Below are 25,362 nucleotides of genomic sequence, written 5' to 3'. Positions count from 1 at the left end.
AGCTCAATGACAGTGAATTCTCGATACTCAGCTTGATGGCTCAGAGATCTGATACAGCTTTCGACTCTGCCCTTCACAGACATCTTTGCAATTGCATTCACGCTCAATATCTAACTGCGCAAGCCCTCCGCAGCTGCCTTTGATTGGCTTGCGAGAAAAAATCACACCTATCGCCATCAACGCGACGATTCCGATAAACCCCAATAGCGTCAACAAAAAGGTCATTGTCGGAACCCTCGAATACCCCCTAAATGATTCGGCTGTGCCATAAGAATCGCGGCGCCTTTCTTGCGCCCTTCCTCACCGCAGCCTTTCTTACTACTCCCTTTATTACTGCACTCTCTCTGACTGTGCCCTTTTTTACTGTGACAAACGTTGCGAGGCTCGCGACCGTAATCGAGATCGGTCACTTGTTGCAGATTACTAAAATCCAAAGCACCTATTTCTGCCTTTCCTGTTGATGCCAAAACTCTAATATCGTGGTTGAACAAGTGCGCTAGCATCTTCTTCCCTATGTGACGGACGACTACAGATTTCACATCGTAAGAACGGAGGACAGAGATCCATTGCTTCTTTTTATTGCAAGCGGTGTCGGAATCAACCAAAGGAACAATCTGCTTTATTTGTCGTTGCTCATCGACAATCGCGATCTGTGGGGAACGAGCAAAATGGTTGCCGACATGAAGGTCGCGACAAGGTACTGCGTATAACATAGTAACTTCCTGTTATTGATGATCAGAAGTTCAGCATACGCCCCATTATTAGCATATGCCAATAACTATCATGTGAAAAATAAGATTTACTGGATCGATAACTAAGATCACAAGCACCCAAACTTAGCGTCATCTTCAGCCTATCTCAGTTACCTTTCAAATAACCATATATACTAGGGGGTAGTATTTTTACTGGGGGTATTTTTTGCGTTGTTAATGCCTGTTATCAAGAGCCAAGCTCAAACCCATTACAAAAAGGCCTCGCACAACCGAGAGCTTAATCGACTATTCAACGTCACACACTAGTCTGAATAATGTCGAATTAGGGACCAATCAAAGATGTTTATAGGAAAAATAGGTTGGATTGAAAATCAAGAATTGCAGTCGGCTTCAATGTAAACAAGCTTATAATTTGAAGTGAACAACGCATCGAGTTGTTATAATATAACATCACACTAAATTACCATCATTTCTCATGAAACAGCCATTTATTCTAATCGATGTCATCAATCGCCTCTCCACACGCTATGTAAGCCGTTTCTCGACATGCTTTCGCTCTCTCAAGGGCTTGACTGTTGGCCTAGCATTATTGTGTTTTGCGCCAAATCTATATGCCCACCCTCACTCTTGGATAGAGATGAAAACTCATATTGAGGGAGAGAATGGCATGATCACCGGTCTCTCTATGGAGTGGTCTTTTGATGCAATGACCTCGATGTACATGTTGGATGGAGAAGACGTCTCTGCCGATACAGAAACTGAAACATTCAAAAAGCTCGCTGCGTCTGTAATCGAAAACATGATGTACGAGCACTACTTCACGTACTTTTATGATGGTGAAGAGCCCATCAAATATCAGGTGGTTGAGAACGCAAAGTTTGAGCGTGATAAAGCCAAGATGGTTCTAACATTTGACCTACCACTTTCTAAACCTAAGCCTGTGACACGAAACTCGCTTCGCGTATTGATTTTTGACCCTAGTTACTTTGTCGACATGTCGTGGCTATCCAACAGCGACGTGACATTGTCACCTGAACTAGCAAGACAATGCCATTTAGAATTAATCGAGCCTAACCCGACGCCAGAGCAAATGAGTTATGCAATGTCTTTACCTGTCGATGCAGATCCAGATAACACGCTAGGCCAACTGTTTACACAATCGGTTGAGCTTCATTGTGCGGCGGTTCCCGCTTCTTAGTCGCAGTGGTTCGTTTCAGCCTTTAAGTCAGCGTCTAGCTGATTAAGCATGGCAACTAATTAACAGAAAGATTTCAGATATAGGTTCTTGTTAAATGAAGAAAAATCAATCCAAAATCAATCACTACCTCATTGGTGCTGGCGCGTTCGTGCTTATTGCTATTGGTGCGTATCAACTGTGGTCCATGTGGCCATCGTTAGTTATCTCTAGCATTCAATGGCAAAGAGAAGTCAATTCAGAACTTGCAGACCTGCTCTATGAAGCTAAATCCAACCCTTGGGGCGCAGGCAGTTACCTTATCGGGTTCAGCTTTATCTATGGCATGCTTCATTCTTTGGGGCCTGGGCACGGCAAAGTTATCGTGTCGACTTACTTAGCGACTCACCCAACCAAAGCCAAGGCGAGTTTAGTGCTTACGGTCGTCTCCGCTTTTTTACAAGCATTGGTCGCAATCTTACTAGTAAGCGTGTTGCTGTGGGGCTTTAGTGCTTCCATGCGAGTAGTGAATGACAAAGCGAATATGTTTGTTTCATTAAGCTTTGCCTTAGTCGCGGTCGTCGGCGCACTTATATGTTGGAAGGCTTTGAAAAACATCTACACCGCTATGCGTAAGCCTAAGCTGAAAGTGAAAGCCATCACTACACTCGCAACAGACACAGCTGCGACAATTTCAGCGCGTTCGCCAATGGCACTTCGCTCATCAATATCAGCCCCTTCTCCGATAATCGACGCTACTAGCACAATGCAAGCCGCAGCTAACACTCATGCAGATCATTCTCATGCCGACTGTGGGTGCGGCCACCAGCATGTAGCCGATGCAGACGCAATCAACAAAGCCTCAACGCTCCGAGAATATGCTGGAATTATAGTGACGATTGGCGTAAGACCGTGCACCGGAGCCATCATGGTACTGCTTTTCGCAAACATGGTTGGCCTATATTGGATGGGTGTTGTCAGTGCTTTTTCCATGGCGATTGGTACTGCTTTCACAACCTCGACGATTGCTATAATGACACTAACAGGCAAGAACTTGGTAAAACGCTATTTGGCAGCAGGTAACAAGAATAACAGTGCTTCACTAAAAGCCGCAGGTCATTATTTACAGCTATTCGGTGGTGTTTTACTTGTCTTAATTGGCTTGTTGCTAATGAGTGGACAAGACAGCGGTATGTCGCCTGTTTTCACTATGTAGCGAACGATGTAATAACAAACCTCAGTTTATTGCGACCTTTACCATTTTTACTAAAAAACACTAGCCCTTATCTCTCAAATCTGAATTAACAGCCACATAATTTCTACTAACCTAACTTTGCACAGCCAGTTAGGTTAGTAGTCAGCCATTCAGAACAGCGCGCTCTATGTAGTTCTGTAACAAACCTACATCCAACTTTGATTTTCCTATTCTTAGCTACTCTTTCATAAACTAACTTAGATTGTTCTAACAATATTAGAGCACTATCCCCCTCCTTTTGAAAATAAGGACATAACTTCCGCAATCCAGAAACTGCGATCGCACTCTTCCTATTTTGAAAAAAAATAGAGCAGCAGTTTTATCAATTGAGTAACAAGCCGAAATTATACCCAATAAATTTCACATCAAACTCCTAGCCTTTACCTTACAACTACAGATAGAGCTTTCTTCAACCAAATTCTTGGATAACCTATACTCAAAGGTAAACAAATGAAACTATACATTCCGAGCGCCACGCTCAGTGTTTTGTTACTTTCTCCGAGTTTCGCGAGTGCCGAAGATATACCTGATTCACACGAATTGCGTAATTTCTCGATGCGTTCACAAAGCTCTGGGATAGCCCCACCGCAAGAAGTACTCGGCGTTTATGTTGTCAATTCTGGTCCTGGTCTGGATACCGGTTGTACCTATGCTTCTGGCGGACCTCTACTTATCTCTTTACCTGTTCCTATGGTTGTCAGCCCCAACGTTTTACAAAGTGACGGGAGAATTGCTCCGAGTAAACTGGGCGATATGCAGCAAAAAGGCGTTATCGGTTCTAACGCAAGGATCAGCATGCCGGTCTTCGACATAGACTCCAATGCCAACGTCAGTAATATTGCTCCAGAAATAGATATCGTATCTTTTAACGGAAAGTCTTTAGGTACGCTGCAAGGCGCTGATAACCGTTGGACGGATACTAACCTTCAAGTCGATATCAGTGATATCAAGTTCGGCCAAAACAATGAGATTCGCGTCGATATTGATACTGGCAATACGGGAGACAACTGGTGTATGTCTGTCGATTGGGTCTCAATCGAGTTTGATGTTGCCATTCCTGTGATTCTTGCTCATGGCATTGCTGCACAATCAGACACTTGGGATGATGATACGGCTCCAGGCGTGCTTTCTACACTTGATGACTATGGCATTCGTTATACTCGTTTCTCTGCTGACAAAAATGGAACCACAGCGACTAACGCTAATATCTTGAACAACAAAATTCAGGGTTTTCTCGATGAGTTGAAATCCGACAAAGTTCACGTCATTGCACACAGTAAAGGCGGGCTAGATACCCAAAACCTCAAAGCACTTAGCCCTTCCTTTGAGATAACCTCCCTTTCTACTTTCTCCACACCTCACCTTGGTAGCGTCGCAGCAGATTTGTCGGTGATAAAAATGGACCACTACGCCGATATCTACAGTAACGTCAGTACCGATCCAAATAATTACGCTGGCAAGTACATGCAACTCCCAAATATTCCGTTTGCGGGTCCTAAAATGCCTGGTATCCGTGATCTAACAACGGATACAGCATCAAACGCGATCCAAATGCGTACTCGCGGCAATATTGCAAATACATTTTCTATTGGGGCAAATGCCGATCTCAACCAAGACGGTGTTATTGAGAAAGATCCTGATATCGTTGGCCTATTCCCGTGGGGATCGCGTTGGGCAGGCGTTACCGCTTGGCAGGCGCTAAGAAGCTTTAGTTCTGCGGCCTACCTCGATACTCAAACTCAATCGGTCACAATGCCAAGTGTGCATGGACCACAAGCTCATCCAATCACCATAGTCAGTTACCAAGCCATTCAAACAGTACCGCAAGAAAATGATGTTGTTGTGACCTTGGCAAGCGCTAACCCAAGTTATACCAATGCATTGGGTAACGTATTGGCTAACCACTCAACAATGAAAACGGGACAAAACGTTGAACATTTTCTACAACAAATTATTTCAATGCGCTAAGGAGTGGCCACAATGAAATTCATCAAGCAATTAGTGATGGTGTTCAGTCTTTTCTGTACCTTCATCACACCGGCTATCGCCAGTAATGCAATACCCGTTGGGATGAGTACAAGCACGACACTATCTCAACCAGTGACTAGTAACGATAACGAAGTCACAATGCTATTTACCATCGACAAAGCGGAAGCCCTAAAAGCAGAAATCATCGTGCCGTTGGATGATGCAACCGTATATTTAGTCAAGCCTAACGGGCAAGTCGCAACATCATCCAATGATGTGCAAGCGAACATACTTTCAGGTGACACACAAAGTCCGCCGCTACCGGGCAGCTATTTATTTTTGCCTGAAGTAACTAACCCTGAACCTGGCGAATGGAAGATCGTCGTTGATTTTCCAAACCCAAGTTACAACACAGTAATTATTGCTCAGGTTGCGATCCAATCCCCTATTGCGTTTGGCATGGCGATAGCTGCAAACCAATTTGTGGTCGGTGAACCAGTTCCCGTTTCTGCATTACTGACAAACAAAGGGAATCCAATCACAGGTGCCCAAACCAGCGCAGTGATCATTGATGAAGCTGGAATAAAAACACGCCTGACGCTTAAAGATGAGGGTGTCAATTTCGATGCTATTGCTAAAGATGGTGTCTACAGCAATATTTTCGTTCCACCCGCTGAAGGGGATTATCTAATTGAAGGCATAACGTCTTTTGAAGAATATGGAACAACTATCACTCGCCAGACAAGTAAAAAAATCCACGTACTACCCTCTGACATTGAATTTGTCAGCCTCTCACTCGCTCCACTGTTTTCCTCTGAAGGCTGTGTTATTGCCTTAGAGCAGCGCTTGGAACTTGATGTTAAATCCGCGGGGGATTTTGCCATTCATGGTTACCTCACCGATGGAATTGACGAGCTCAACACAAGCAAACGTCTGCAACTCAAACCTGCGAAGCAAATCGTCACTCTACAGTACTCAACTGAAGATATTTTTGGCGCGTTTGATTCAGCGTCTACTTTGACCTCCAACCCGACGATCATCTACGCAATCACTCAAGATGACATACGAATTTCAGCCCCTCGAATTCAGTTTGAAGAATTTATTGATTTAGCATCTTTTGAGCGTTGCCGCGAACCGATTGAAGTCACGGGGAGTTTAGTCACCACACCGACTATGTCGCAAGATGGAACCTACATTGATTCGCTGAGTTTTGAGTTTCCTATCCATGTTACGCGCAGTGGAACTTACACAGGTTCGGTAAATATCGTTGGTGCAGCCGGAGAGTATTTAGAGCTAGTGAGTTTCCAAGAACCGCTTGAGGCTGGCGAAAACACCATCAAGTTTACCGTTCCTGGTGACACGTTTAAGCAAGCCGATGGTCCTTATGAACTGAACGCACTGCTAATCTACAGTGGCGTTGACTCCTATCGACAAGGAGTTCTCGGTCAAACTCCACCATACCAAGCCTCTGATTTCAGTCCGCCAGTGAATGTGACCCTCCCCTCTAACCTATTCGGTTTGGAAAGAGAAAACTGGCAAGCAACCCCGGCAACACATGTCACGCAACATCGTGTCGGTGGTTACTTAAGAGCGGGGGCTTCAATCCCATACGACTACGAAACACTAGCGAGTTTTGACTTAAGTGAGGTTCGAGGGAAAATTAAACAGGCAACGCTTATTGTTGATTTCGGAGATTCAACTCTTCAATTTCCATTCAACAATGTAACTGCGCATATCGTTAATCAAACTTGGTCTCCAAACACACTGGATTACGACACGTTCTGTGAGTCTTTTACAATATGTGCAGCATGGAGTAATCCACTTACTACATTCAACAACGTAGAAGCAGGTCAAACGCTTAGGTTTACCAACTCTAAACTATTAGAAGCATTAAATGAGAAGAGAGTGTCTGGGTTGAACAAACTAGATATTGCTCTTACCTCTTATCCCTATGAAAGAAGTTTCTTCATTAACGTTAAGCAGGTGTCATTATTCATCGAGTACTGATCCTAAAACTGAAATAGAATAAGGCCATGCCCAAGGTATCGCTTTGGGCATGGCCTCTCAGAGTGAACGGTGATGAACTTTGCAAGCTTCATATATTTATTCTGTTAGAGCACCCTCAACAGCAGTGATAAAGCACACTAATCACTATAGACTCCATCAACCAACAAAATGAGATCAAAGTTTTATCCAAAAATGCCAGTAGTCCCAACAACCGGGTGACTCCACAGGTCTATCCATCCCATCACCAATTTTTTAGGTGACTTTAAAGATGCCCCTACACTAGTCTGATAGCTAAAGTTAGAATAGACCCGTTAAGTATCATCGATTTACAAAACAGAGCCAAAATATCTAAATAAAAACAGTGAGAAGCGATACAATAATCAAGTTGCAAAATTGCAGCGTGGGACACCTGCCCACTGACAGCCCATTCACAGAGAACCATAAAGTAGCCTCACATGTCTAAAGAACCCGGTTTCACTACAGAATACAAACTCGACAAGACGTTTTTCGCGGAGTGTTATGATCAAACTAGCCTTCCGACTCAATTTCCAAAAGCCTACTTAAAAGGAATACTGTTTCTTATTTTTGGTGTGGTTCTGCTGGAGTTTGAACTATTACCTAACGGCTATGTTGGCTGGTTCTTTATTGTTTTGAGTGTGATTGAAGCATTCAGTGTGTACTGCAAAAGAACCTGGTGGTTATGGCGACAAAAAATCAGCTCAGGCGCAGGCAGCAAAATTGTCTTTCAAGGTGACGCTAACGGAGTAAGTTACAAAAACCACAAAGCGACCAACACCATCGCGTGGAGTGACATCGACCAACTTGAGCAGACCGATCTTGGTTTTATCCTGCATATCGGTAAACAGCGCCAATATGTGAGTAAATCTTGTTTAAACGATGAAGCTATTGCCTTCATGATTGAACACCACGCCGCATCAAAAGCGAAATAACACCAAAAAATGCCTGCTGATTTAGCAGGCATTTTTCTATCACTTTTAATTCTACGTATCGAATTACCGGACAATAACAATGAATACCGTGTACCAAATCAGTGATTGCCACCTTTCCGATGAATCCAGCTATGAGAACCTGCGCAGAGCACTGGAATACGTCAACAAAGACACGGCATGCAAGACCATCTTTCTGACTGGTGATATTTGTTGTAACCCAAAGTCTGGCGACTACGTTCGATTAGAGGCATTCATTAGGCAACACATTAGCGACCAATCCATTTACGTGATTGCGGGTAATCATGATGACTCTCGCTTAATGCGCACAGAGCTAAAAGGCTCGACGATTTATGTCACCGACAAAGCCACCATCGGTGAACGAGAGTTTGTGTTCCTAGACTCAAGCTTCAAGCCGCTAGACAGCCGCCACCCACTTGGTTCAGGGCGTATTGATAACCGCGGCATGGCTCAGCTAAAACAACAATTGAGAAAGGCCAATGATCCTATCGTGGTTGTTCACCACCCTGTCATTCCAGTCGGTGCAGATTGGATGAAAGCGATCCGCCTAGAGAACGATACTGATGTGATGAAAGTGCTTCGAAAATATCGCGTTCGTGACGTGTTCTGCGGTCATGGCCATGATGAAATAACAGCGACACAGCAAGGCATAACTCAATATATGGCCCCGTCGACAGCCTATGGCTTTGACCACTCGATCAATGAATACAATCGCAGCGAGAAGATAGGATTAAGTCGAATCTCGTTCTGTACTGATTCCATCAACTACCAAGCTGTCTATTTTTGAACCCTATCTTACTGTCTTAAACCTCATAGATTAGCTTTCAAATAAACCAAACTATATAGAGCTATGCCAATAGAAGAGGCTTGCGGCGATTCAATTTATCAATCTGTGATTGAAGCCCACAACCCAACTTCCACAACGGGTCAACGTTCAGTAGAAGAAATTACCTGGTTAGCACTGATGACTGTAAAACAAATGCACGATTTAGTTCGGCGCAATCTCGAAAACGAAGAGCTCGAAAACTAAAAGTTTGAAAAAGAATTATCTAGAAAACAGAAAGCTTGAAAGCTGAATACGTAGGATTATCGCCCCACTCTCACAAGTGACCAGAGCCTTGCAAACGTTATTACCCTAAGGTTTGCTAGCAAGGTCTTTGTGATTGATAATAAAAGCAATATAGGCGCAAGTTAGCGCTTTTTTATCACCTAGGTTTATATTGAGGCTATATGGAAATCAAAGTACTAAAAAGCTTTGTGGCTGTCGCGACACATTGCAGTTTTTCAAAAGCTGCAAAAGAGTTAAATACCGTTCAACCTGCCATTAGCCGCCATATCACAAGCCTTGAACACGAACTTGGAGTGAGCCTATTTTTCCGTACATCTCGCGAAGTCGTCATTAGCGCCGCAGGGCAGCACTTACTTAAAGATGCGATTAGACTCATCGAACAAACGGAACAAGCAAAACAGTCCGCGATTCGAGCTTCTTCTGGTTGTATTGGTACTTTAACTATTGGTTATCTTGGAGGCGCAACTCTGAGCTTTTTGCCTCGTTTAGTTCGACAGTATATTGCTGAAAACCCCAATATTGATGTTGATCTTGTTGAGATGACGGCTTCTGAACAGATCGAAGCTCTGGACAAACGAGAGATCGATATTAGCTTCTCTCGCCCACTGCCGAACCTGCTTGTTGATGATTACACCTCGGTGACGATTTATACAGATAAGCTTGTTGCTGTTTTGCCCGTCACCCACGAGTTGGCTAAATACTCCACCATTCAAATGAAACAACTGCAGCAAGACCCTTTCATCTTATTTGAACGTGAACAAGCGGTAGGATTATTTGACTCCATCATTACTCAATGTGACCTATCTGGATTCTCTCCAAATATAAAAAAACAACCCAACAACATGCAAACCGTGTTAACCCAAGTCTCTTCTGGCTTAGGTGTATCTATCGCACCGCATGCAATTCGTGATTTACGCAGTGAGGGATGTGTATTTGTTAATCTTGAATCTGTGGACGTACAAATGCCATTAGTGATGACACACCATTCGCATACTCTATCCCCTACAGCCAGTGTCTTTGTTGCTGTCGTACAGAGTGAAATTGAGGCGATTCAACAAAACATGGCTTAGAAAGTTATCTATACCAGATTCGTATAGAATTTAAATCAAATGGTTATTTTTGTTATTCAATCGCTAACCTTAGACTTAGCTCATCGAAATCATTCATTAAAACGATGAACCAAAGTTAAGGTGTCACCATGTCAAAATTGACTACAGAAGTGTTGAGCACAGGACGTTTATTACTGATGTCGAGCGCAGTCTCGGCAACTGCTGCAAACCTTTATTATAACCAACCCATCTTACCTAAGATCGGCGCAGAGCTAGGGTTAACAAGCGAACAGCTAGGCGCAGTGCCAGCTGCCGGTCAGATTGGTTATGCCGTGGCATTGCTATTCTTATCGCCCTTAGGAGACACGTTACCCCGCAGACGCCTAATAGCGATCTTGTCTGTCATGTTGGTGTTGTCATCTTTTGTCGCGTTTACTGCATCTAGCTTAGTGGCTCTGGTTGTTGCGTGTTTTGCGATTGGTTTGAGTGCCAACATCACTCAGCAGCTGATTCCATTTGCAGCGTCACTAAGTACTCCAGAAACGAAAGGAAAAGTCATTGGCACATTAATGACAGGCCTAACTGTGGGCATCTTGCTTTCGCGTACACTCAGTGGGTTCATCGGTGAGCAGTTTGGGTGGCGCGCGGTATTTATGATGTCAGCAATTATTGCGATGGTCTTTGGTGTGTTGCTGTATGCCTTTTTACCGACGAACACGCCGACAACGAAAATACCTTACCTTAAACTGGTTGCGAGCATGGCCACGTTAATCAAGCAGCATGCGACACTGCGTACTTCCGCTTTAACTGGCGCGCTTTGGTTTGCTTCGTTCAATGCGCTGTGGGCGACGTTAGCTCTGCATGTCAGTGAATCTCCGTTTAACTACAATGCACAACAGGCAGGAATGTTTGGTGTTATTGCTCTTGCTGGAGTCATTGGAGCAAAAGTTTCAGGGTCACTGGTGAGCAAGTTTGGCTCTCGAAACATGATCAGTATGGCGTTAGTTATTATTACTGCTGGTTTTATTATATCGGGGCTTTTCGCTGACACATTGGCTGGATTGATCGTCGGTATCATTCTCATCGACCTTGGGGTATTTAGCGCTCAAGTATCGAACCAAGTACGCGTATTCTCAATTGACCCACAAGCTCAAAGTCGTATCAACGGAATCTATATGCTTGGCTACTATCTCGGTGGTGCGTTTGGTTCATTTGTGGGAATTCAGGTATTTGAACGTGCGGGTTGGATTGGTGTTGTGGGCTTTAGTATTGCAGTCGTGATATTGAGTTTTATCGTTAACCGTTCAAATAAGCAATAAGTCACCTCGTCTTAATTCTTGAACTTACCAATATGCACAACGGATATTCACTCTGTAATTGATAGCAAATTACCACCCAGTGATTTGCTATCGTTCTAGATCTAATAAGGCAGTAGTAACTCTACTCTCTCAAGTTTTGAATATCATGATTCTCAAACAAGCTTTCCCGCCTAGAGCGCTGTTATGCCTTTGCGAGATGATCTTGGTCTATTCTTATCATTTAGACGACTGAGTTCCGAGGCTTTGAGTATGAATAAACTGTTTTTAATCTTATTGGTTTTTCTTTTGTCCGGATGCGGAACAAGTGATAGTGCTTTGATTGAGAGTGGTCACAACACCTCTTAGATACAAGGTTTTCATGACGGTAGGCATAGCGGCATGCAAGAAAGCGGCAATAGCTTCGAAAACTACATAAAAGATGGAAAGCGTTTTGAATCAGACAGTGACTACAAGCAAGGCTGGATCGCGGGTGAGTCTGAGGGGAAAAAGCTACAAGCAGAAGCAACAGCGATCGGTAAAGGTGCCGCTGCTAGTTATCCTCAAAAATCGACAACGACGGATTTAGATGAAGTAGCAAAAGACACCTTAAAAGGCGTCGATACATCGGGCTTAGAGAATTTAAAATAAAGGTATAACAAAGCTAAGGTTAGGCTCCTGAATAACTCGCACCTTGCCCTACGCTTACAAATGCACCTGAGCAAAAATTGATCTGCATCAGCATATAGTTTAATAATGATTAACTACTAAACATTCATAATACAAATTGCGCAATACTGAATTGAGAGAGTTCATTTTTACGTTGTTGGTGATTTCATGGATGTACACACCTTAGCTATATATACCTCTTTGTTAGCAGCTACGGTTGCGAGTGCTATGTTGTTAACGCATAAATATATACTCGCAGGCACCACGTTAGGGGTAAATTATATTGCTTATGCTGCTTTGCTGTTAGGAGCCAGTGTTACCCCGCTTTCGTTCGGCGTTACTCAATCTTCAGAATCCATTGTTTTTCTTTCCAATGGTGCATACGCAACGGCTTTTGGTTTGTTACTCGTCGGTATAACCGTGTTACGCGGAGCAAGTCGATCTTTTCTCGTAATATCAATCATCATTAGCTCCCTTGGCATTAGCTTCTTCCTTTATAGCGCCCTAATTGCGCCTTCTGTAACTTCTAGGATCGAGGCTCGAAGTATTCTCGTTGTGACGATATGTATCTTAGCCCTCTGTGCAAACTATTCAGGGGAAAAGCACGATAACAGAGAAGCAAAGTGTCTGTTGAATCTGACCCTGTTTATCAACATTCTCTATATGGCAATTAGGGGCGTACTTGCTCATACCAAAGGAACGAATTCGAACTATTACCTGATATCAGATATTCATAAATTGTCTTTCGTTATCATGACAATCACAATTGTTAGCCTCGCATTTTCAGTGTTTTGGATCTTAACTGATCGTTTGTTGAAGCAGACCTATCGTTCATCGATCACTGATGAACAAACCGGCCTTTATAACCGTAGAGGCCTAGCAGAACTGATACCCAAGCTTGTTCAACCAGGCCGAGAGAGTGACATTTCTGTACTGATTGCCGACCTAGATCACTTCAAAAAAATTAATGATACCTATGGTCATGACAAGGGAGATGATGTGATTAAGCACTTTGGTCAAATTCTTGAAGATACATGCCGCACAAGCGATTTCTGTTTTCGCTATGGTGGAGAAGAGTTTGTTGTCATGTTACCTAGAGCGAATAAAGTTCAAGCAATGCAGATAGCTGAAAGAATAAGAAACCACGCAAAACACAACTCCAATCAAGAGCTCTCTTCTGGCACGTATACTGTCAGCATTGGAGTGACTCAAGCCCTCATAAACGATGACTGGAATTCATTAATTAAAAGAGCGGATAACGCCCTCTACGACGCAAAATCTCAAGGGCGCGATTGCATTGTTGAGCGTTAAGGCGAGTTGTAAAACAGTGTAAATATTCTTCCATCACAAAACATGTTGGCTAAGATTCAAGAAGTTAAACACACACAACAAGTAAGGTTAGCAAGGATACGCATTTTTCGGTTTGTTTTAGCGATAGCATTATTGGCGTAACTCCCTTAAAGCGACTCTAGAACTTCCCGCCATTTACCCATTCTGCTTTTGGTGGCACGGGCTCTTGGTTTACCCATATCTCTTTAATTTGACCTCCCTCAACTCGGAATAGATCAAAACGCGCAACCTCGAGACCATTATCAATAACTCGGCTGTAAGCTGCTACGAAGTTACCTTGACCGACAATCTTGAACACTTGGTCATAGCCACCAATATAGCTATCTAAAGGGCTCACATCTGAGGCTTGATAAACGGCTAGCTCTTCGTGCTGGAGATACTTTGATAGCTTGTCTTTCTGCCCTAGTACCATAACATCACATAAAAAATCACGGATAAGGTTCTTATTCTCCTCTGTTTTATCTAAGTCAGTATGATTGATTGGCCCTTGCAGTCGACCTTCCCCTTCCGTCGGTTGAGCTTCGAAGGCAGAAATCACATCCCAATGTTCAATAATTTTATCGTCATTATCGGTATCGAATAGATCCGTAGTCACCCACTTATATTCGCCATTATTAATATCTTGGAATGCTTGAACAAACACGAATTGGCCATCGACGATTGAACGTATGATCTTTATGTCTCTAACAGGGCAGCGTTTTAAGAACGGTTCGAAGAACTCAACAAAACCATCAATACCGTTGCGAACCCCAGTGCTATGTTGAGTATAACGTTGACCGGTGTACTTCGTTACCGCCTCTAATGCATGACCATCTCGGATACCTTCCATATACAGATTAGTCGCATTCGCTAGCTTATTGCTCATAGATAGTTTCTCCAAACTTAATAGTGCCAAAGTACGTTATTTGGCTCGTACACTGAAACTCAGAACTAGATTGTCTCAGGTGTCCTTTTAACTGTCGGATTGTTGAATAGGCTCTTCGCGTCGCTATTCAAAACCAAGTTAAGCTCGATATACGTCTACAGCATATCGAGCCTTTACAACCTAATTGGTCACTGTGGTTACTGTTTGGCGTGATAAGCTTTAGATACTGCGTAGCTATCCTCAAACCAGTTCCAACTCTTCACTTTGCCATCTTCAACCTGAACTCGAACCGCCCAGCTGAATTTACCCGTGTCTACACCAGATTCATTCGCAATGGCACTCATGCTGCCCATGAATACTGCTTGGTCGCCGTTTACAAAACTATAGTCTGTTGACCAGCTTGTGACTTTCAAACCTGCGCCAAATAGAGGAAAGAAAGTGTTGAGCACTTTTTCTTTTGACTCCCAGTTACCGATCCAAGGGATGTCGGCGTCACCTTCGTTGTGCCAGACAAAATCATCGGCCATTAATGACTCGAGTTTTGCCATATCACCTGAGCCTGCCGCCCATAAGAATGCTTGAGCCGTTTCTAGTGTCTTTGCTGAATCGACTGCTTTTGTTTCATCTGCAAGGGCTGGAGTGAATTGAAAGAAAGCCAGAAGACTCGCTAGACCGATAAGTAGATTTTTCTTTAACATTTTCTTTCTCCTGATTGTCAATTTTGAAGCTCAATGCGTGGGAGATTAAAAGTGCCATCAGTGCATGCTTTGAACTTCAGTTCTGTTTGTTGCCTTGTTGAGATAACTATAGCTGTGCTAAATTTTTGGTAAACTCACTAATTGAACACGTTGGATATGCGCAAATGCACAACATAAGATGGGATGACCTGCAATATGTTCTAACAGTGGCGAATGAAGGATCCCTGTCGGCCGCGGCAAGAGCACTTGGTGTAAACCACAGCACCGTTTTACGTCGTATTGACACCTTTGAGTATCGTCACAAATTACGAATTTTCCATAAACTTCCTACCGGATACAAACTAACGGTTGAAGGGCAAAAGCTTCTGGAGTCAGCTCTCGCTATCGAATCCACAGTAAGAGAATTGGAGCACAAGGTTTTTGGACAGGAATTGAAGCTAGAAGGTACGCTAAGAATAACGACGACCGATGCGTTATCTCGCCTCATTCTGGGTACTCATTTGGCTGCTTTTCATCGGCTTTATCCAAAAATTCAGTTAGAACTCAGCCTCACATCTCGTCAATTGGATATTTCACACCTAGATGCAGATATCGCGATTCGCCCGGCAAATGAGTTGCCAGCCCATTTAGTTGGGACCAAGTTAAGTAAAATTGCCTTTGGTGTTTACGGATCGCCAGAATATATAAATGGCCTTAAGAGTAAGCACCCCTTAAAGTCTGCATCTTGGTTAATGATGCATAGAGGCAGTGCTTCGCTACAGGTTTCTGAACTGATTTCGGAAGACAAAATTGTCATGAAAGCCGACTCTTTTGAGCCCCTGATCATCGCGGCTGAAAATCAGATGGGGTTAGCCTACTTACCCTGCTTTTTAGGTAACAGTAAGGGAACTCTGCAAAGAGTAGATATGGAAGTGATGCACCAAAATACAGACCTATGGATGATGACTCATAAAGATTTAGAAGATTCAGCCAAAGTAAAAGCATTTTTTAATTTTATGAAAGGCGCAATCAAATCAGACCATAATCGGTTGGCCGGATTTGATTATTAGCGAGCGAGTGCCGGCTCTTCACCATTAGGCTTACGAACAAAATGACACAAAGCCCACAGCACAAACAAAGTCACAGTCAGCTCCCAAGCGCGTAGGAAGGTACTTTCCAACCCTAAATTGCTACTGGTCATGTACAACTGAATCGGCAGCATAGTCGCCAATAACGCATCGGCATGAATGTCTCTGGCTGAACCTTTCGCTTTGGCCATTGATGCGGTGATCATAAAGGCAAATAAACCCAACACTATGGTGTAGTAACCGAATGTAGATTGATGCCCTGCCATCAACAAGGTGAACACCACGGCGAATGCACAGCCGCCCACTTGAGTTTGAAAACGGCGGTCAACCACGTCGATAAAGCTTTTGTGTGTGGTTTGGGTTGCAGCAGCAATCACTGGCACCATGCAGAACGTTGCAGAGATGATGTCGACAATCATCAAGAATGCCAAACCAAGACCAATCAACGCGAGTGAAATTGCTCTGTTCTCAAATGTGACAGGCTGTTCTTTAAATACAGGAGGCTTGCTTCCTTGCTCAACAGGGAACAGAGCCACCATGGTTTTTGCTACTACCATGGTAATCAACATGGATAACAAAATTTCATGAATACGCATCGGCATATCCATGGTGGTGTGCTGAGCAAACACGACAATCAAAATCCAGTTGAAAGTTGGCATCAACATTTGACCTTTCTTTGCCGGTGTAGTAGCTCGACGACGCATAAAATCGAAGAAGAACAGGCTAATGGTCCACACCACAAACGGATGCTGTGAAAATACCTCAGTCACCACCAGCGCTGTACTTGCAGCCAATAAAGTGGGTGACAAAGTACGGATCAGGCCAAGCCAAGAGTAATCTTTATTCTTGGTCATGATGATGGTTGGATACAACGCCAGATAAACGGGAGAGTCTAGGTTTAGTAGCTTTCCCAACACCATACAAATCGTCACAGTAAGTGCGACACGCAGCGCTTCATTACGTTGAGAATGACCCTGTGCGGTGTTTTCAAATGTCCACATCGTCATCTCCTACTAGTAGATGTAGCGAAATGTTGAAACCAAGTGAATCCAAGCAGAGCCAATAACGTGCATTATTGGGTTACCGCTTTCAACAATCACACTCGCTCGTGAACCTGAGATCATCGAAGGACCCAGTTCGTTAACGGTAATGCGGGTACGTACTTTCTGTTGCTCACGGATCCAACGCGTATCATTAGTCACGCTAGACAGCTTGCCATTGGCATTATTGGTGTCGTAAATCGCACGCTCTTGGCTACTCACTTCACCCGTAAAGACTTTGCCCGGTAACGCATCAAAAGAGACCAAAACTTCGCGGCCATTAGTAAGCTTATCAATGCCTTTCTCATTGAAGTCTGCACTGATCCACGCATGAGCTTCGTCCACCAGCAGCAATGATGAAGTGCCTTGAGTGATATAACTGCCCGATTGCAATTGTAAGTTGGTCACGACACCTTCCGTTTGCGCGACGACTTGAGTGTGGCCTAAATCCAGTTCCGCACTGGCAAGTTTTGCTTCTGCTAATTCAATGGCCGCTGTGCGGTCTTGGGTCGATAACTCAACCTCAATGCGTTTCACTTCCGCGTTCGCAGCTTCAACCGCACTACTCGCAACTTGTGTATTGGTGATTGCATCATCAAGATCTTGTTCAGTCGCAAGCCCTTTGTTACGCAGTTTTTGGTTACGTGCGAGTTTCTGTTTCGCGTTGTGATATTCGAATTCTCGTTGGCTTTGTGTTTGTTTCGCTGCTGCTAATTGCTGCCATTTCGCTGAGTCAGAATCACGCGCTTGATGCAGTTCGGCTTGCGCTTGTGCCACTTTCAATTGGTAGCTACTGGCATCGATAGCAAATAATGGTTGACCTTTTTCAACCAACTCGCCATTACTAACCATGACGTCGGTAATTACGCCGGACACTTCTGGCGCAATGGTCGCGACGTTACGATACAAAGTCGCTTGAGTGGTAAAAGGGGAAACATTATCTGAGGTGACTAAAAAAGCGGAGAACAATGCTGCCGCTGAAAAAACAGTGTAAATCGCGTATCTATAAAAGTTTTCGTTCATGCTTGTACCTAGTTTTCATTCGTTATAAAGCGCCGCGCTCACGGCTTATTCGATTCTCTTTTCTACGAAAACTAGGTTATAACCATTCACAAATGGAAAACAGAGCCAATAAAAGAAGTGAGGATTCCACATTTGGAAAGGTTGATGATTTGTACCGATTTCGCTCAATGGTTGAACGAAAAGGTCAGATAAGGGTGTATTGAAACGTTCGCATTCAGTTCCTCCCCTTTCCTTCCCAGCGTTCAATAAGAGATTGAAGAAGTAAGACCACCCGACTTCATTCCATTGGATTGCTTAATTTTCGCTAGCTTCTTATGGTTAAAATGCCTATTGTACAAACCATAAAATTATAAAGACTCGCGGCCTTTGCCACAGAGACTCTCCATTTAAAGCGAAAAGACTTACTATGAATTTTGATATCAATGCACTGAAACACCACCAACTGGTCGAAGATGGTCAATTAGAAGGGTATTACATTCATCAGCCTGTGCAAGGCAGTCAACCAGATGACAAAGCCGTTTTAGAAGAGCGCCAAGCGCTGGAAAGCCAAGGATATAAGGTGGTTCAGGTTAAAGCGAAAGGCGGAACAACTACGTTTGCCGAGGCTATGCAAGAACTTGCGAAGAAGACAGGCCACCAGCCTAAATAGTAAGTGACTTGGTAAACCAATATGATCATCGAGAAAGCACCCTACCGACTATTGAGTCAGCTGGGTGCTTTTTTATTGACGGCCTTTAACTGACTAATCTTGTTAACTGACCTAAGTTACTGACTCAGCTCACTGAACTTCGGCAAGCTTTTCACAAACCTCTGGTGTACATCCATATAAGTTTGCATATAGATTTCATCGATATTGTCACTACTCGGGAAGCTGGATGAGAAATCTACGTGGTTGCGGTCGATAGACAATTTAGCGGCCTCGACAATATGAGCGATGAACATTCTCGGATCTTCCAAGCCAATAGAGATACGCATTGTCGTCGGTTTGATACCGGCTTCATTGAGCGCTTCATCACTGAGTTCTGAGTGCGTAGTCAGTGCTGGACACAGCGCCACTGTATTGGTTTGCCCTAAACTTACTTGCATGCCGATAGCGGGCTCAAGCATGTCGAAGAACTGTTTGAAGCCATCTCGATTGATTGGCGCACGGTCGCCATTGCCTTCCATATCGATAGTGAAAAGCGCCGCTGGTAGCCCCAAGTACATGTTGTTCTGGCAGTGTTCATAGTTATCACTATCTGGCAAAGCAGGACACGACACATTGATGTCTGGGTGAGCATCAAAGATCTTCGCGAGAGTCAGTGTATTAATCGTTTTTTGCACCACTCGCATCTCATACGTTTTCATACCATTGAGCACTTCAAACGCTTTATCTGCATCTAGGAATGCACCCTTAATGTAGTACACATTCCAAAACAGCGTTTCGTTCCATAGGATTTTGGCCTCATCACCGTTGGGCTTGGTGAAAGTGACCTCCTCTCCTTTTGGCACAAACATAGTCTCATTGCGACCAATCACAACCCCAGCAGTTGTGGTGCCAGAACCCGCCAGTTCTTTGGTGTAGGAGTGAATCACATAATCTGGTCTTTCCATCACATCGTCACGTTTTAGTACTGGGTGCAACAATGGTGTACCCACTGTTGAGTCAACAATCACATCCCAACCACGAGAGTGACCAGCTTTACTGATGCTAGCAACATCCAACACGTATCCATGCGGGTTACACGGTGACTCTAGGTAAACGTAGATTTTCTTACCTGCAGCGATGCGATCTGCGTATTTATCAGCAACCTCATCAAGGCGCGTCGCAAACTCATCACCGGAGTAACCATCCACCCACTCTACCGCGACATTCAGATTAGAAGGTTTTCCAAACCAATCTTCCAACAGCTGGTAAGAACCACCGTAGATATTGCGTGAAGCCAAAACAATGTCTTCATGCCCGAGCAAGTGGCTCAACAACCCATCAATAGCCGCCATACCCGAGTTAAAGTTCCATGCGAGGTATTCGTTGGCTCTAGAGCCTGCCTCGATATCAACCATATGGTTAGCCAGTGAAATCGATGTAGGGTTAAGCAGTCGAGAATATATATCGTGCAACGGCTCTTTACCGTTAAACGCATCTTCAATCCATTCTGTACACGCAAACAAATAGGTCGCGGTACGTGTAATCACAGGGCTTGCAGAAAATATAGCAGCGACATTATCGAAAATTGGATACGCACCTTTAGACGCAAAATTACCATTATTGGTGGCAATAGACTGGTAAGTGGCGCGCATTGGGTTTTGCAGATTATCGAGGATCTTAGCGATCTGGAATGACAAAAAACGTTTGGCGTTAAACCAAGCGATTCGGTCACTTTTATCGAGCTCTGAAAGTCCATCAACCGTCAATGCCCAAAGATCGTGTGTCTTGGTATTGGCTTGGTACAGTGTCGTCGCCAGTTCAATCAGCGTGATGCCGTAATCGCTATTTGGGACGATACCAAAATGCTTTGCTTGCTCAACGGCAAGAGCTTCTGCTTGTTCGTGTTTGGTGGTTTTACGCAGCGGGCTAAGTTGAGTTGAAGTATTCATAATTCCTAAGTCATTCCATGCTTGTTGTTCCTTCTTTAATTTTAGTTTTGGGCAGATGTTAAAAATTGCTATTTGCGAAGTAAGACATACACTTTGAGCAATAATATTGCCAAACTAAATTCAATATTGATGGATTATGCCAATGGACGAGATCGACAAGAAAATACTGGCTGAACTGCAAAACAACGCTCGGCTGTCTAATCAAGAGTTGGCCGATCGAGTAGCACTGTCGCCCTCTCCTTGCTTACGCCGAGTTCGAGCATTAGAGAAACAAGGGATAATTCGTGGTTACCACGCCAGTGTCGACCAAGAAGCGTGTGGCCTGCCAGTCAATGTGTTTGTGTTGGTGAAACTTGAAAAGCCGACAGAAGAGAACATGCGAGACTTTGAGCAGCACATTGAAGTGATTGACGAGGTGTTAGAGTGTTTTCTGATGACGGGCAATCACGACTACCTATTGCATGTAGTCAGTGAATCGCTAAAAAGCTACGAGCAGTTCATCCGTAAACAACTAACCCGCCTACCCAATATAGCTTCTATTGAATCCAGCTTCGCCTTCGGTCAGGTAAAAACTAAGACCAAGTTGCCAGTGAGGTAATTAGAAACGACTTAATTTGTCTGTGCTGAAGGCATTGGATAATCATCTCCAATCATACAGATAAGAGCGCCACCAAAAGCTTTTTCGTAACGTATTTTTCCTGTCGCATCTGAGCTTTCTATACTCGAACTGCCGTCCACAATCTTATTAATTTCTTGTGCGACTTTTGTTGGTACCAACCATATACAAGCTGCAACAGAGCAAGTGGATGATGACGATTCGCAACCTGTCTCGGAGCTTCCTCTTATCCAAAGACTATCCTTTTCCTTAAGCAGTAATTGCGTTGCTATGTAATCTGGGTGGTCGATGTACTGATCGCCACCTATCCATGTATCTTCATAAGGTAGGTACGGCCCTTTCCATGTGGATAAGCCCGGATTTGCAATTAAGTGATTGATGTTTAAGTAGCCGAAGTTCGTATCGGTATCGGAAGCAATAGGAGGCAGAGAGCCATTATCACGAGAATATTGCTCAGCGGCATCCAAAACAGTATTCAGCTGGCCGATTAGAAATTTTGCCTCGTCGACACGGGACATACGGTTCCCGAACTGGTTGTAGATAAAAAAAGCGGCAATGAGCATCAGTAAGCCAAACGTTACAAGTTTCCATTTTTTTATCTGACGCAGAAGTTTCAACATCTATTTTATCTCTCATCAAGAAGGTTCTGATAACGCTAAGGTCGTCCCTATGAGAAAGATTATACCAGAGTAAAATCAAGCGTTTTGCATTGAAACTTACTTGTCCATGTCTACGGAAAATAAGCCTAGCTCTAATGTGCCCAACTTCGATTTAGAGCCTCCCTAAAAACAAACAATCATCACACCCGACTTCACTGACTTAACCCTCAAATCAACCTTGTATTGAATTGCTCCGTAAAACAAACCAAAGCGATGGAAATCGATTCGAAGTGATCGTTTTATCGGACTGTCATCTAATTTTTGTACTTTGATATAACAAATAGCTCAAAAATTATTGAGCGATCGTTCAATTGTATCAAATTTTCCACTATAGTTGATTGGTCAAACAACTCACAACAAGGAAAAGTTATGAATCCAAATACCGAATCTCAATCAACGCCGACTCGATCTATCCCTCAAGAAGCATTTGATTGGTACGACGAATATGCACACGGCCTGATTGATCGCAGAGAGTTTATGGCTCGTCTATCTGGGCTAGCTGTACTTGGCTTAACCATGACGACGCTAACTTCTGCACTGATTCCTAATTATGCGCAGGCAGAGCAAGTCTCTTTCAATGACCCTTCCATCAAAGCAACCTACGAGAAGTTTCCTTCACCTAAAGGACACGGCGAAGGCTATGGTTACTTGGTTGTACCCAAAGAGTTAGAGGGCAATGCGCCTGTTGTATTGGTCATTCATGAAAATAGAGGCCTCAATCCATACATAAAGGATGTGGCAAGACGACTCGCAGCGGCGGGGTTTATTGCGTTTGCACCTGATGCACTCTATTCGCTTGGCGGGTATCCAGGTAATGATGATGAAGGTCGAACGATGCAGAAGTCGCTATCAAAAGAGAAAATCGAAGAAGACTTTATCGCAGCGGCAAACTTCTTGAAGTCCCATGAAAAAAGTAACGGTAAGCTAGGCGCAGTCGGTTTCTGCTTCGGTGGCTATATCGTGAATATGTTGGCCGCTGTCATGCCAGAGCAACTCGATGCAGGCGTTCCATTTTATGGTACTCCTGCCGCACCAGATTTAAGAAAAAATGTAAAAGGCCCCTTGCTCATCCAATTTGCGGGAATCGATAAACGCGTGAATGCGACTTGGCCAGATTATGAAGCCGAACTCAAAGAGAACGAAGCAGACTACACAGCTTACATCTATGACGGCGTGAACCATGGCTTCCATAACGATTCAACTGGCCGCTATGCTGAAGAAGAAGCAGAGTTAGCTTGGAAACGTACACTTGAGTTCTTTAACCAAAAGCTTTCTTAATAGTTAGCTTTACTGAACCCGTTTTCTTTAGATTCCGAGTGACTGCCCTATTCCCTACAAAACCCAAAAGGCCTCGCACTCGCGAGGCCTTTGTTGGTCGGTAATCAGTTCCTCCCTTTTCCCATTACCAACAATAGGTTTGAGATGTAAACCAAGGGGGTTAGAAGGGGATTGTCGGTCGAGTCTCACGTACAGAAGCCTCGTTGATTCACTGACTTAACCGCTCATCAATGTAACTTCGCTTCAAACAAACCTATTGACCCGATCGCGCAAATAGATAATATAGATAGCTAGACGTCTACATGTCTTTTATTTATTAAATGGAGTTATCATGAACAGCTACAAAAAAATCACAGCATCCCTGTTGGCATTAGCTTTCGTATTCGGTGTAACAGGATGTGGAAAAAAAGACGAGGCTGTCATCAAGATTGGGGCGACAGTTGGCCCACATGCACAAGTTGTACAAGCTGTTGCCAAAGAAGCAGCAAAGCAAGGGATAAACATTGAACTCGTCGAGTTCTCAGACTATATCACCCCTAACGCAGCATTAGATGATGGAAGTATCCAACTGAACAGTTACCAGCATCAGCCATTCCTCGATAACTTTAATGCCAATCACGATAGCCAGTTAGTTTCTATCGGACGTTCAATTTTGATGCGTATGGGCGTTTACTCGAACAAGTACACTTCGCTTGATTCTATTCCCGAAAACGCTCGAATCGCGATTCCAAACGATCCAACGAATGGCGGGCGTGGACTATTACTGCTTGAAGATGCAGGGCTGATCTCATTAAAAGACAACGCTGGTTTCAACGCGTCTTTAAACGATATTGTTAGCAACCCGAAGAACATTCGATTTGTTGAAGTGGATGCCGCGCAGCTACCCCGCTCTCTTGACGATGTAGATGCTGCTGCAATCACCATGAACTATGTAATGTCGGCTGGACTCGACCCTAAGAAACAAGGCATTTACTTAGAGAAAAAAGACGCACCTTTAGCAGTGATGGTTGTTGCGGCGCGAGAAGAAGACAAAAATAATGAAACGTATAAAAAGATTATCTCAATTTACCACTCACAAGAGATCAATGACTTTTTAGACAGCACTTTCAAAGGCACCATCGAAGCCGCAAATTAAGCTAAATCGTTTCAGATTTGGCGTTGCATGATACTCATAAAGCAACGCCAGATTTGAGTTGGCGGGTTGTCGTTGACGCATTCCAGCTTCTTTTCAAATTAGAGAGCAAAGCTTTAGTTACTTGAATGGAGGTTGAAAACCATATCGTCAGAGCAGATTATGTAAGCATAAAATTCAATTAAATCTGGGGGCTTTGCATGAAAAAAGAAGTGATACTTTTTGATATAAACGAAACGGTTTTAAATTTGGAGTCATTACAGCCTAAATTTAAAGCGGTGTTTGGAAAGGAGGATGCATTATCACTTTGGTTTTCAAAGCTTTTACACTCTTCAACGGTTTGCATCGCAACAAACGTAAAATCTACTTTTTCTGAATTAGCGAATGCAGCGCTCAACGCTATTGCACAACGGTACAAGTGTGATTTAACGGCGGAAAGCAAAGGTGCCTTGTTAACTTCTTTTGCCAATCTACCACCGCACACAGATATCAAAGCGTCTTTGCTCAAATTGCGCGAGAACGGGTTTAAAACCGTCGCTTTTTCCAACTCATCCCTCGATCTCATCACTTCTCAAATCAAGAACTCAGGCTTAGAAGATTATTTCGACACCGTCATTTCCGTTGAAGAAACAGGCAGTTTCAAACCCAATTCAGATGTGTATAACTTTGCAGCCGAAACTTTAAAAGAGCCTGTCGAAAACCTTCGTCTTGTCGCTACTCATGATTGGGACACTCATGGTGCGCTATCCGCTGGCTTACAAGCAGCCTATATAGACCGAACAGGAGTTGAGTATCATTCCTTGTATTTGAAACCGGAGATTAGCTCAAGGACGATGAATGGTGTGGTGGAACAAATAATTAAGCACAATTTAGACAAGTAAAATCTCAAG

25 protein-coding genes are annotated in these 25,362 nt (G+C 43.7%); 17 read left to right on the top strand and 8 right to left on the bottom strand.

The features are described from left to right. Positions 1-27: 27 nt before the first annotated feature. Together nqrM and AB6D93_RS02310 are read right to left on the bottom strand one after the other, a co-directional pair. Positions 28-225, bottom strand: coding sequence for a (Na+)-NQR maturation NqrM (gene nqrM / locus AB6D93_RS02315; RefSeq protein ID WP_017077941.1), 198 nt, complete (start codon positions 223-225; stop codon positions 28-30). Then, the gene (locus tag AB6D93_RS02310) at positions 222-713 is read right to left on the bottom strand and encodes a NifB/NifX family molybdenum-iron cluster-binding protein (protein ID WP_102333229.1); all 492 of its coding nucleotides are present in this window, start codon (positions 711-713) and stop codon (positions 222-224) included. Before AB6D93_RS02310 ends, nqrM begins: the two co-directional genes overlap by 4 nt. Before the next feature lie 475 nt (positions 714-1,188). On the opposite strand from AB6D93_RS02310, the gene AB6D93_RS02305 reads away from it, so the two are divergent. The 11 genes from AB6D93_RS02305 to AB6D93_RS02255 all read left to right on the top strand — a co-directional run bounded on the left by AB6D93_RS02305 (position 1,189) and on the right by AB6D93_RS02255 (position 13,478). Next, complete coding sequence (locus AB6D93_RS02305; protein ID WP_029235926.1) at positions 1,189-1,911, top strand: DUF1007 family protein; 723 nt, start codon at positions 1,189-1,191, stop codon at positions 1,909-1,911. A 94-nt stretch (positions 1,912-2,005) separates the two neighbouring features. After that, complete coding sequence (locus AB6D93_RS02300) at positions 2,006-3,103, top strand: nickel/cobalt transporter (protein ID WP_017059100.1); 1,098 nt, start codon at positions 2,006-2,008, stop codon at positions 3,101-3,103. Between the two features lie 489 nt (positions 3,104-3,592). Next, complete coding sequence (locus AB6D93_RS02295) at positions 3,593-5,110, top strand: triacylglycerol lipase (RefSeq protein ID WP_102333228.1); 1,518 nt, start codon at positions 3,593-3,595, stop codon at positions 5,108-5,110. A gap of 12 nt (positions 5,111-5,122) precedes the next feature. Further along, a complete protein-coding gene (locus tag AB6D93_RS02290; protein WP_102333227.1) occupies positions 5,123-7,117 on the top strand; it encodes a choice-of-anchor X domain-containing protein in 1,995 nt (664 codons plus the stop codon). A 455-nt stretch (positions 7,118-7,572) separates the two neighbouring features. Further along, positions 7,573-8,067 (top strand): YcxB family protein, encoded by a 495-nt coding sequence (locus AB6D93_RS02285; protein WP_017059097.1) that lies wholly within the window; start codon positions 7,573-7,575, stop codon positions 8,065-8,067. Positions 8,068-8,146: 79 nt separating this feature from the next. Beyond that, positions 8,147-8,872, top strand: coding sequence for a metallophosphoesterase (locus AB6D93_RS02280; RefSeq protein ID WP_029235480.1), 726 nt, complete (start codon positions 8,147-8,149; stop codon positions 8,870-8,872). 63 nt (positions 8,873-8,935) lie between these two features. Further along, positions 8,936-9,115, top strand: coding sequence for a hypothetical protein (locus AB6D93_RS02275; RefSeq protein WP_017059095.1), 180 nt, complete (start codon positions 8,936-8,938; stop codon positions 9,113-9,115). A 200-nt stretch (positions 9,116-9,315) separates the two neighbouring features. Beyond that, positions 9,316-10,224 carry a LysR family transcriptional regulator gene (locus AB6D93_RS02270; protein WP_102333226.1) on the top strand — a complete coding sequence of 303 codons (909 nt, stop codon included), beginning with the start codon at positions 9,316-9,318 and terminating at the stop codon, positions 10,222-10,224. Between the two features lie 128 nt (positions 10,225-10,352). Next, positions 10,353-11,522, top strand: a complete 1,170-nt coding sequence (locus AB6D93_RS02265) for an MFS transporter (RefSeq protein ID WP_102333225.1) — start codon at positions 10,353-10,355, stop codon at positions 11,520-11,522. 378 nt (positions 11,523-11,900) lie between these two features. After that, on the top strand, positions 11,901-12,149 hold the full coding sequence (locus AB6D93_RS02260; protein WP_102333224.1) for a hypothetical protein: 249 nt from the start codon (positions 11,901-11,903) through the stop codon (positions 12,147-12,149). 186 nt (positions 12,150-12,335) lie between these two features. Next, on the top strand, positions 12,336-13,478 hold the full coding sequence (locus tag AB6D93_RS02255) for a diguanylate cyclase (RefSeq protein WP_102333223.1): 1,143 nt from the start codon (positions 12,336-12,338) through the stop codon (positions 13,476-13,478). Between the two features lie 157 nt (positions 13,479-13,635). On the opposite strand, the gene AB6D93_RS02250 is transcribed toward AB6D93_RS02255, so the two are convergent. Next, positions 13,636-14,382 carry a nuclear transport factor 2 family protein gene (locus AB6D93_RS02250; protein ID WP_017059089.1) on the bottom strand — a complete coding sequence of 249 codons (747 nt, stop codon included), beginning with the start codon at positions 14,380-14,382 and terminating at the stop codon, positions 13,636-13,638. Positions 14,383-14,579: 197 nt separating this feature from the next. Then, positions 14,580-15,080 carry a nuclear transport factor 2 family protein gene (locus AB6D93_RS02245; RefSeq protein WP_017059088.1) on the bottom strand — a complete coding sequence of 167 codons (501 nt, stop codon included), beginning with the start codon at positions 15,078-15,080 and terminating at the stop codon, positions 14,580-14,582. Positions 15,081-15,244: 164 nt separating this feature from the next. On the opposite strand from AB6D93_RS02245, the gene AB6D93_RS02240 reads away from it, so the two are divergent. Continuing rightward, positions 15,245-16,129 carry a LysR family transcriptional regulator gene (locus tag AB6D93_RS02240; protein ID WP_017059087.1) on the top strand — a complete coding sequence of 295 codons (885 nt, stop codon included), beginning with the start codon at positions 15,245-15,247 and terminating at the stop codon, positions 16,127-16,129. On the opposite strand, the gene AB6D93_RS02235 is transcribed toward AB6D93_RS02240, so the two are convergent. Both AB6D93_RS02235 and AB6D93_RS02230 read right to left on the bottom strand, forming a co-directional pair. Continuing rightward, complete coding sequence (locus AB6D93_RS02235) at positions 16,126-17,148, bottom strand: DUF2955 domain-containing protein (RefSeq protein ID WP_102333222.1); 1,023 nt, start codon at positions 17,146-17,148, stop codon at positions 16,126-16,128. The genes AB6D93_RS02240 and AB6D93_RS02235 overlap by 4 nt on opposite strands. Positions 17,149-17,160: 12 nt before the next feature. Continuing rightward, entirely contained in the window at positions 17,161-18,210 is a 1,050-nt protein-coding gene (locus AB6D93_RS02230) for an HlyD family secretion protein (RefSeq protein WP_102333221.1), read from the bottom strand. 406 nt (positions 18,211-18,616) lie between these two features. On the opposite strand from AB6D93_RS02230, the gene AB6D93_RS02225 reads away from it, so the two are divergent. Next, complete coding sequence (locus tag AB6D93_RS02225; protein WP_017059085.1) at positions 18,617-18,859, top strand: hypothetical protein; 243 nt, start codon at positions 18,617-18,619, stop codon at positions 18,857-18,859. A 116-nt stretch (positions 18,860-18,975) separates the two neighbouring features. On the opposite strand, the gene AB6D93_RS02220 is transcribed toward AB6D93_RS02225, so the two are convergent. Further along, the gene (locus tag AB6D93_RS02220) at positions 18,976-20,787 is read right to left on the bottom strand and encodes a PLP-dependent transferase (protein ID WP_102333220.1); all 1,812 of its coding nucleotides are present in this window, start codon (positions 20,785-20,787) and stop codon (positions 18,976-18,978) included. Positions 20,788-20,929: 142 nt separating this feature from the next. On the opposite strand from AB6D93_RS02220, the gene AB6D93_RS02215 reads away from it, so the two are divergent. Continuing rightward, complete coding sequence (locus AB6D93_RS02215; protein WP_017059083.1) at positions 20,930-21,385, top strand: Lrp/AsnC family transcriptional regulator; 456 nt, start codon at positions 20,930-20,932, stop codon at positions 21,383-21,385. Positions 21,386-21,396: 11 nt separating this feature from the next. Here the strand turns inward: AB6D93_RS02215 and AB6D93_RS02210 are convergent, their stop codons facing one another. Next, positions 21,397-22,023, bottom strand: coding sequence for a hypothetical protein (locus AB6D93_RS02210; RefSeq protein ID WP_017065460.1), 627 nt, complete (start codon positions 22,021-22,023; stop codon positions 21,397-21,399). A 408-nt stretch (positions 22,024-22,431) separates the two neighbouring features. Between AB6D93_RS02210 and AB6D93_RS02205 the strand changes: the two genes are divergently transcribed. The 3 genes from AB6D93_RS02205 (at position 22,432) to AB6D93_RS02195 (ending at position 25,353) form a co-directional block, all read left to right on the top strand. Continuing rightward, positions 22,432-23,340, top strand: a complete 909-nt coding sequence (locus AB6D93_RS02205; RefSeq protein ID WP_017059076.1) for a dienelactone hydrolase family protein — start codon at positions 22,432-22,434, stop codon at positions 23,338-23,340. A gap of 331 nt (positions 23,341-23,671) precedes the next feature. Continuing rightward, positions 23,672-24,475 (top strand): MetQ/NlpA family ABC transporter substrate-binding protein, encoded by an 804-nt coding sequence (locus tag AB6D93_RS02200; protein ID WP_017059075.1) that lies wholly within the window; start codon positions 23,672-23,674, stop codon positions 24,473-24,475. 197 nt (positions 24,476-24,672) lie between these two features. Further along, a complete protein-coding gene (locus AB6D93_RS02195; protein WP_017065459.1) occupies positions 24,673-25,353 on the top strand; it encodes a haloacid dehalogenase type II in 681 nt (226 codons plus the stop codon). The last annotated feature ends 9 nt before the right edge of the window (positions 25,354-25,362 follow it).

Origin of the sequence: Vibrio sp. 10N.247.310.23, assembly GCF_041467155.1 — a bacterium.
GTDB classification, from domain to species: Bacteria; Pseudomonadota; Gammaproteobacteria; order Enterobacterales; family Vibrionaceae; genus Vibrio; species Vibrio crassostreae_C.
This window is presented reverse-complemented; position numbering and strand designations above follow the sequence as displayed.

Bases quoted from the DNA above. Each gene is read 5' to 3' on its own strand.
- AB6D93_RS02230 (WP_102333221.1), bottom strand. From the start codon at position 18,210: ATGAACGAAAACTTTTATAGATACGCGATTTACACTGTTTTTTCAGCG.
- AB6D93_RS02210 (WP_017065460.1), bottom strand. From the start codon at position 22,023: ATGTTGAAACTTCTGCGTCAGATAAAAAAATGGAAACTTGTAACGTTT.
- AB6D93_RS02295 (WP_102333228.1), top strand. From the start codon at position 3,593: ATGAAACTATACATTCCGAGCGCCACGCTCAGTGTTTTGTTACTTTCT.
- AB6D93_RS02280 (WP_029235480.1), top strand. From the start codon at position 8,147: ATGAATACCGTGTACCAAATCAGTGATTGCCACCTTTCCGATGAATCC.
- AB6D93_RS02260 (WP_102333224.1), top strand. From the start codon at position 11,901: ATGCAAGAAAGCGGCAATAGCTTCGAAAACTACATAAAAGATGGAAAG.
- AB6D93_RS02220 (WP_102333220.1), bottom strand. From the start codon at position 20,787: ATGAATACTTCAACTCAACTTAGCCCGCTGCGTAAAACCACCAAACAC.
- nqrM (WP_017077941.1), bottom strand. From the start codon at position 225: ATGACCTTTTTGTTGACGCTATTGGGGTTTATCGGAATCGTCGCGTTG.
- AB6D93_RS02250 (WP_017059089.1), bottom strand. From the start codon at position 14,382: ATGAGCAATAAGCTAGCGAATGCGACTAATCTGTATATGGAAGGTATC.
- AB6D93_RS02255 (WP_102333223.1), top strand. From the start codon at position 12,336: ATGGATGTACACACCTTAGCTATATATACCTCTTTGTTAGCAGCTACG.
- AB6D93_RS02225 (WP_017059085.1), top strand. From the start codon at position 18,617: ATGAATTTTGATATCAATGCACTGAAACACCACCAACTGGTCGAAGAT.
- AB6D93_RS02215 (WP_017059083.1), top strand. From the start codon at position 20,930: ATGGACGAGATCGACAAGAAAATACTGGCTGAACTGCAAAACAACGCT.
- AB6D93_RS02235 (WP_102333222.1), bottom strand. From the start codon at position 17,148: ATGTGGACATTTGAAAACACCGCACAGGGTCATTCTCAACGTAATGAA.
- AB6D93_RS02300 (WP_017059100.1), top strand. From the start codon at position 2,006: ATGAAGAAAAATCAATCCAAAATCAATCACTACCTCATTGGTGCTGGC.
- AB6D93_RS02310 (WP_102333229.1), bottom strand. From the start codon at position 713: ATGTTATACGCAGTACCTTGTCGCGACCTTCATGTCGGCAACCATTTT.
- AB6D93_RS02240 (WP_017059087.1), top strand. From the start codon at position 15,245: ATGCACAACATAAGATGGGATGACCTGCAATATGTTCTAACAGTGGCG.
- AB6D93_RS02305 (WP_029235926.1), top strand. From the start codon at position 1,189: ATGAAACAGCCATTTATTCTAATCGATGTCATCAATCGCCTCTCCACA.
- AB6D93_RS02285 (WP_017059097.1), top strand. From the start codon at position 7,573: ATGTCTAAAGAACCCGGTTTCACTACAGAATACAAACTCGACAAGACG.
- AB6D93_RS02270 (WP_102333226.1), top strand. From the start codon at position 9,316: ATGGAAATCAAAGTACTAAAAAGCTTTGTGGCTGTCGCGACACATTGC.
- AB6D93_RS02265 (WP_102333225.1), top strand. From the start codon at position 10,353: ATGTCAAAATTGACTACAGAAGTGTTGAGCACAGGACGTTTATTACTG.
- AB6D93_RS02275 (WP_017059095.1), top strand. From the start codon at position 8,936: ATGCCAATAGAAGAGGCTTGCGGCGATTCAATTTATCAATCTGTGATT.
- AB6D93_RS02195 (WP_017065459.1), top strand. From the start codon at position 24,673: ATGAAAAAAGAAGTGATACTTTTTGATATAAACGAAACGGTTTTAAAT.
- AB6D93_RS02200 (WP_017059075.1), top strand. From the start codon at position 23,672: ATGAACAGCTACAAAAAAATCACAGCATCCCTGTTGGCATTAGCTTTC.
- AB6D93_RS02290 (WP_102333227.1), top strand. From the start codon at position 5,123: ATGAAATTCATCAAGCAATTAGTGATGGTGTTCAGTCTTTTCTGTACC.
- AB6D93_RS02205 (WP_017059076.1), top strand. From the start codon at position 22,432: ATGAATCCAAATACCGAATCTCAATCAACGCCGACTCGATCTATCCCT.
- AB6D93_RS02245 (WP_017059088.1), bottom strand. From the start codon at position 15,080: ATGTTAAAGAAAAATCTACTTATCGGTCTAGCGAGTCTTCTGGCTTTC.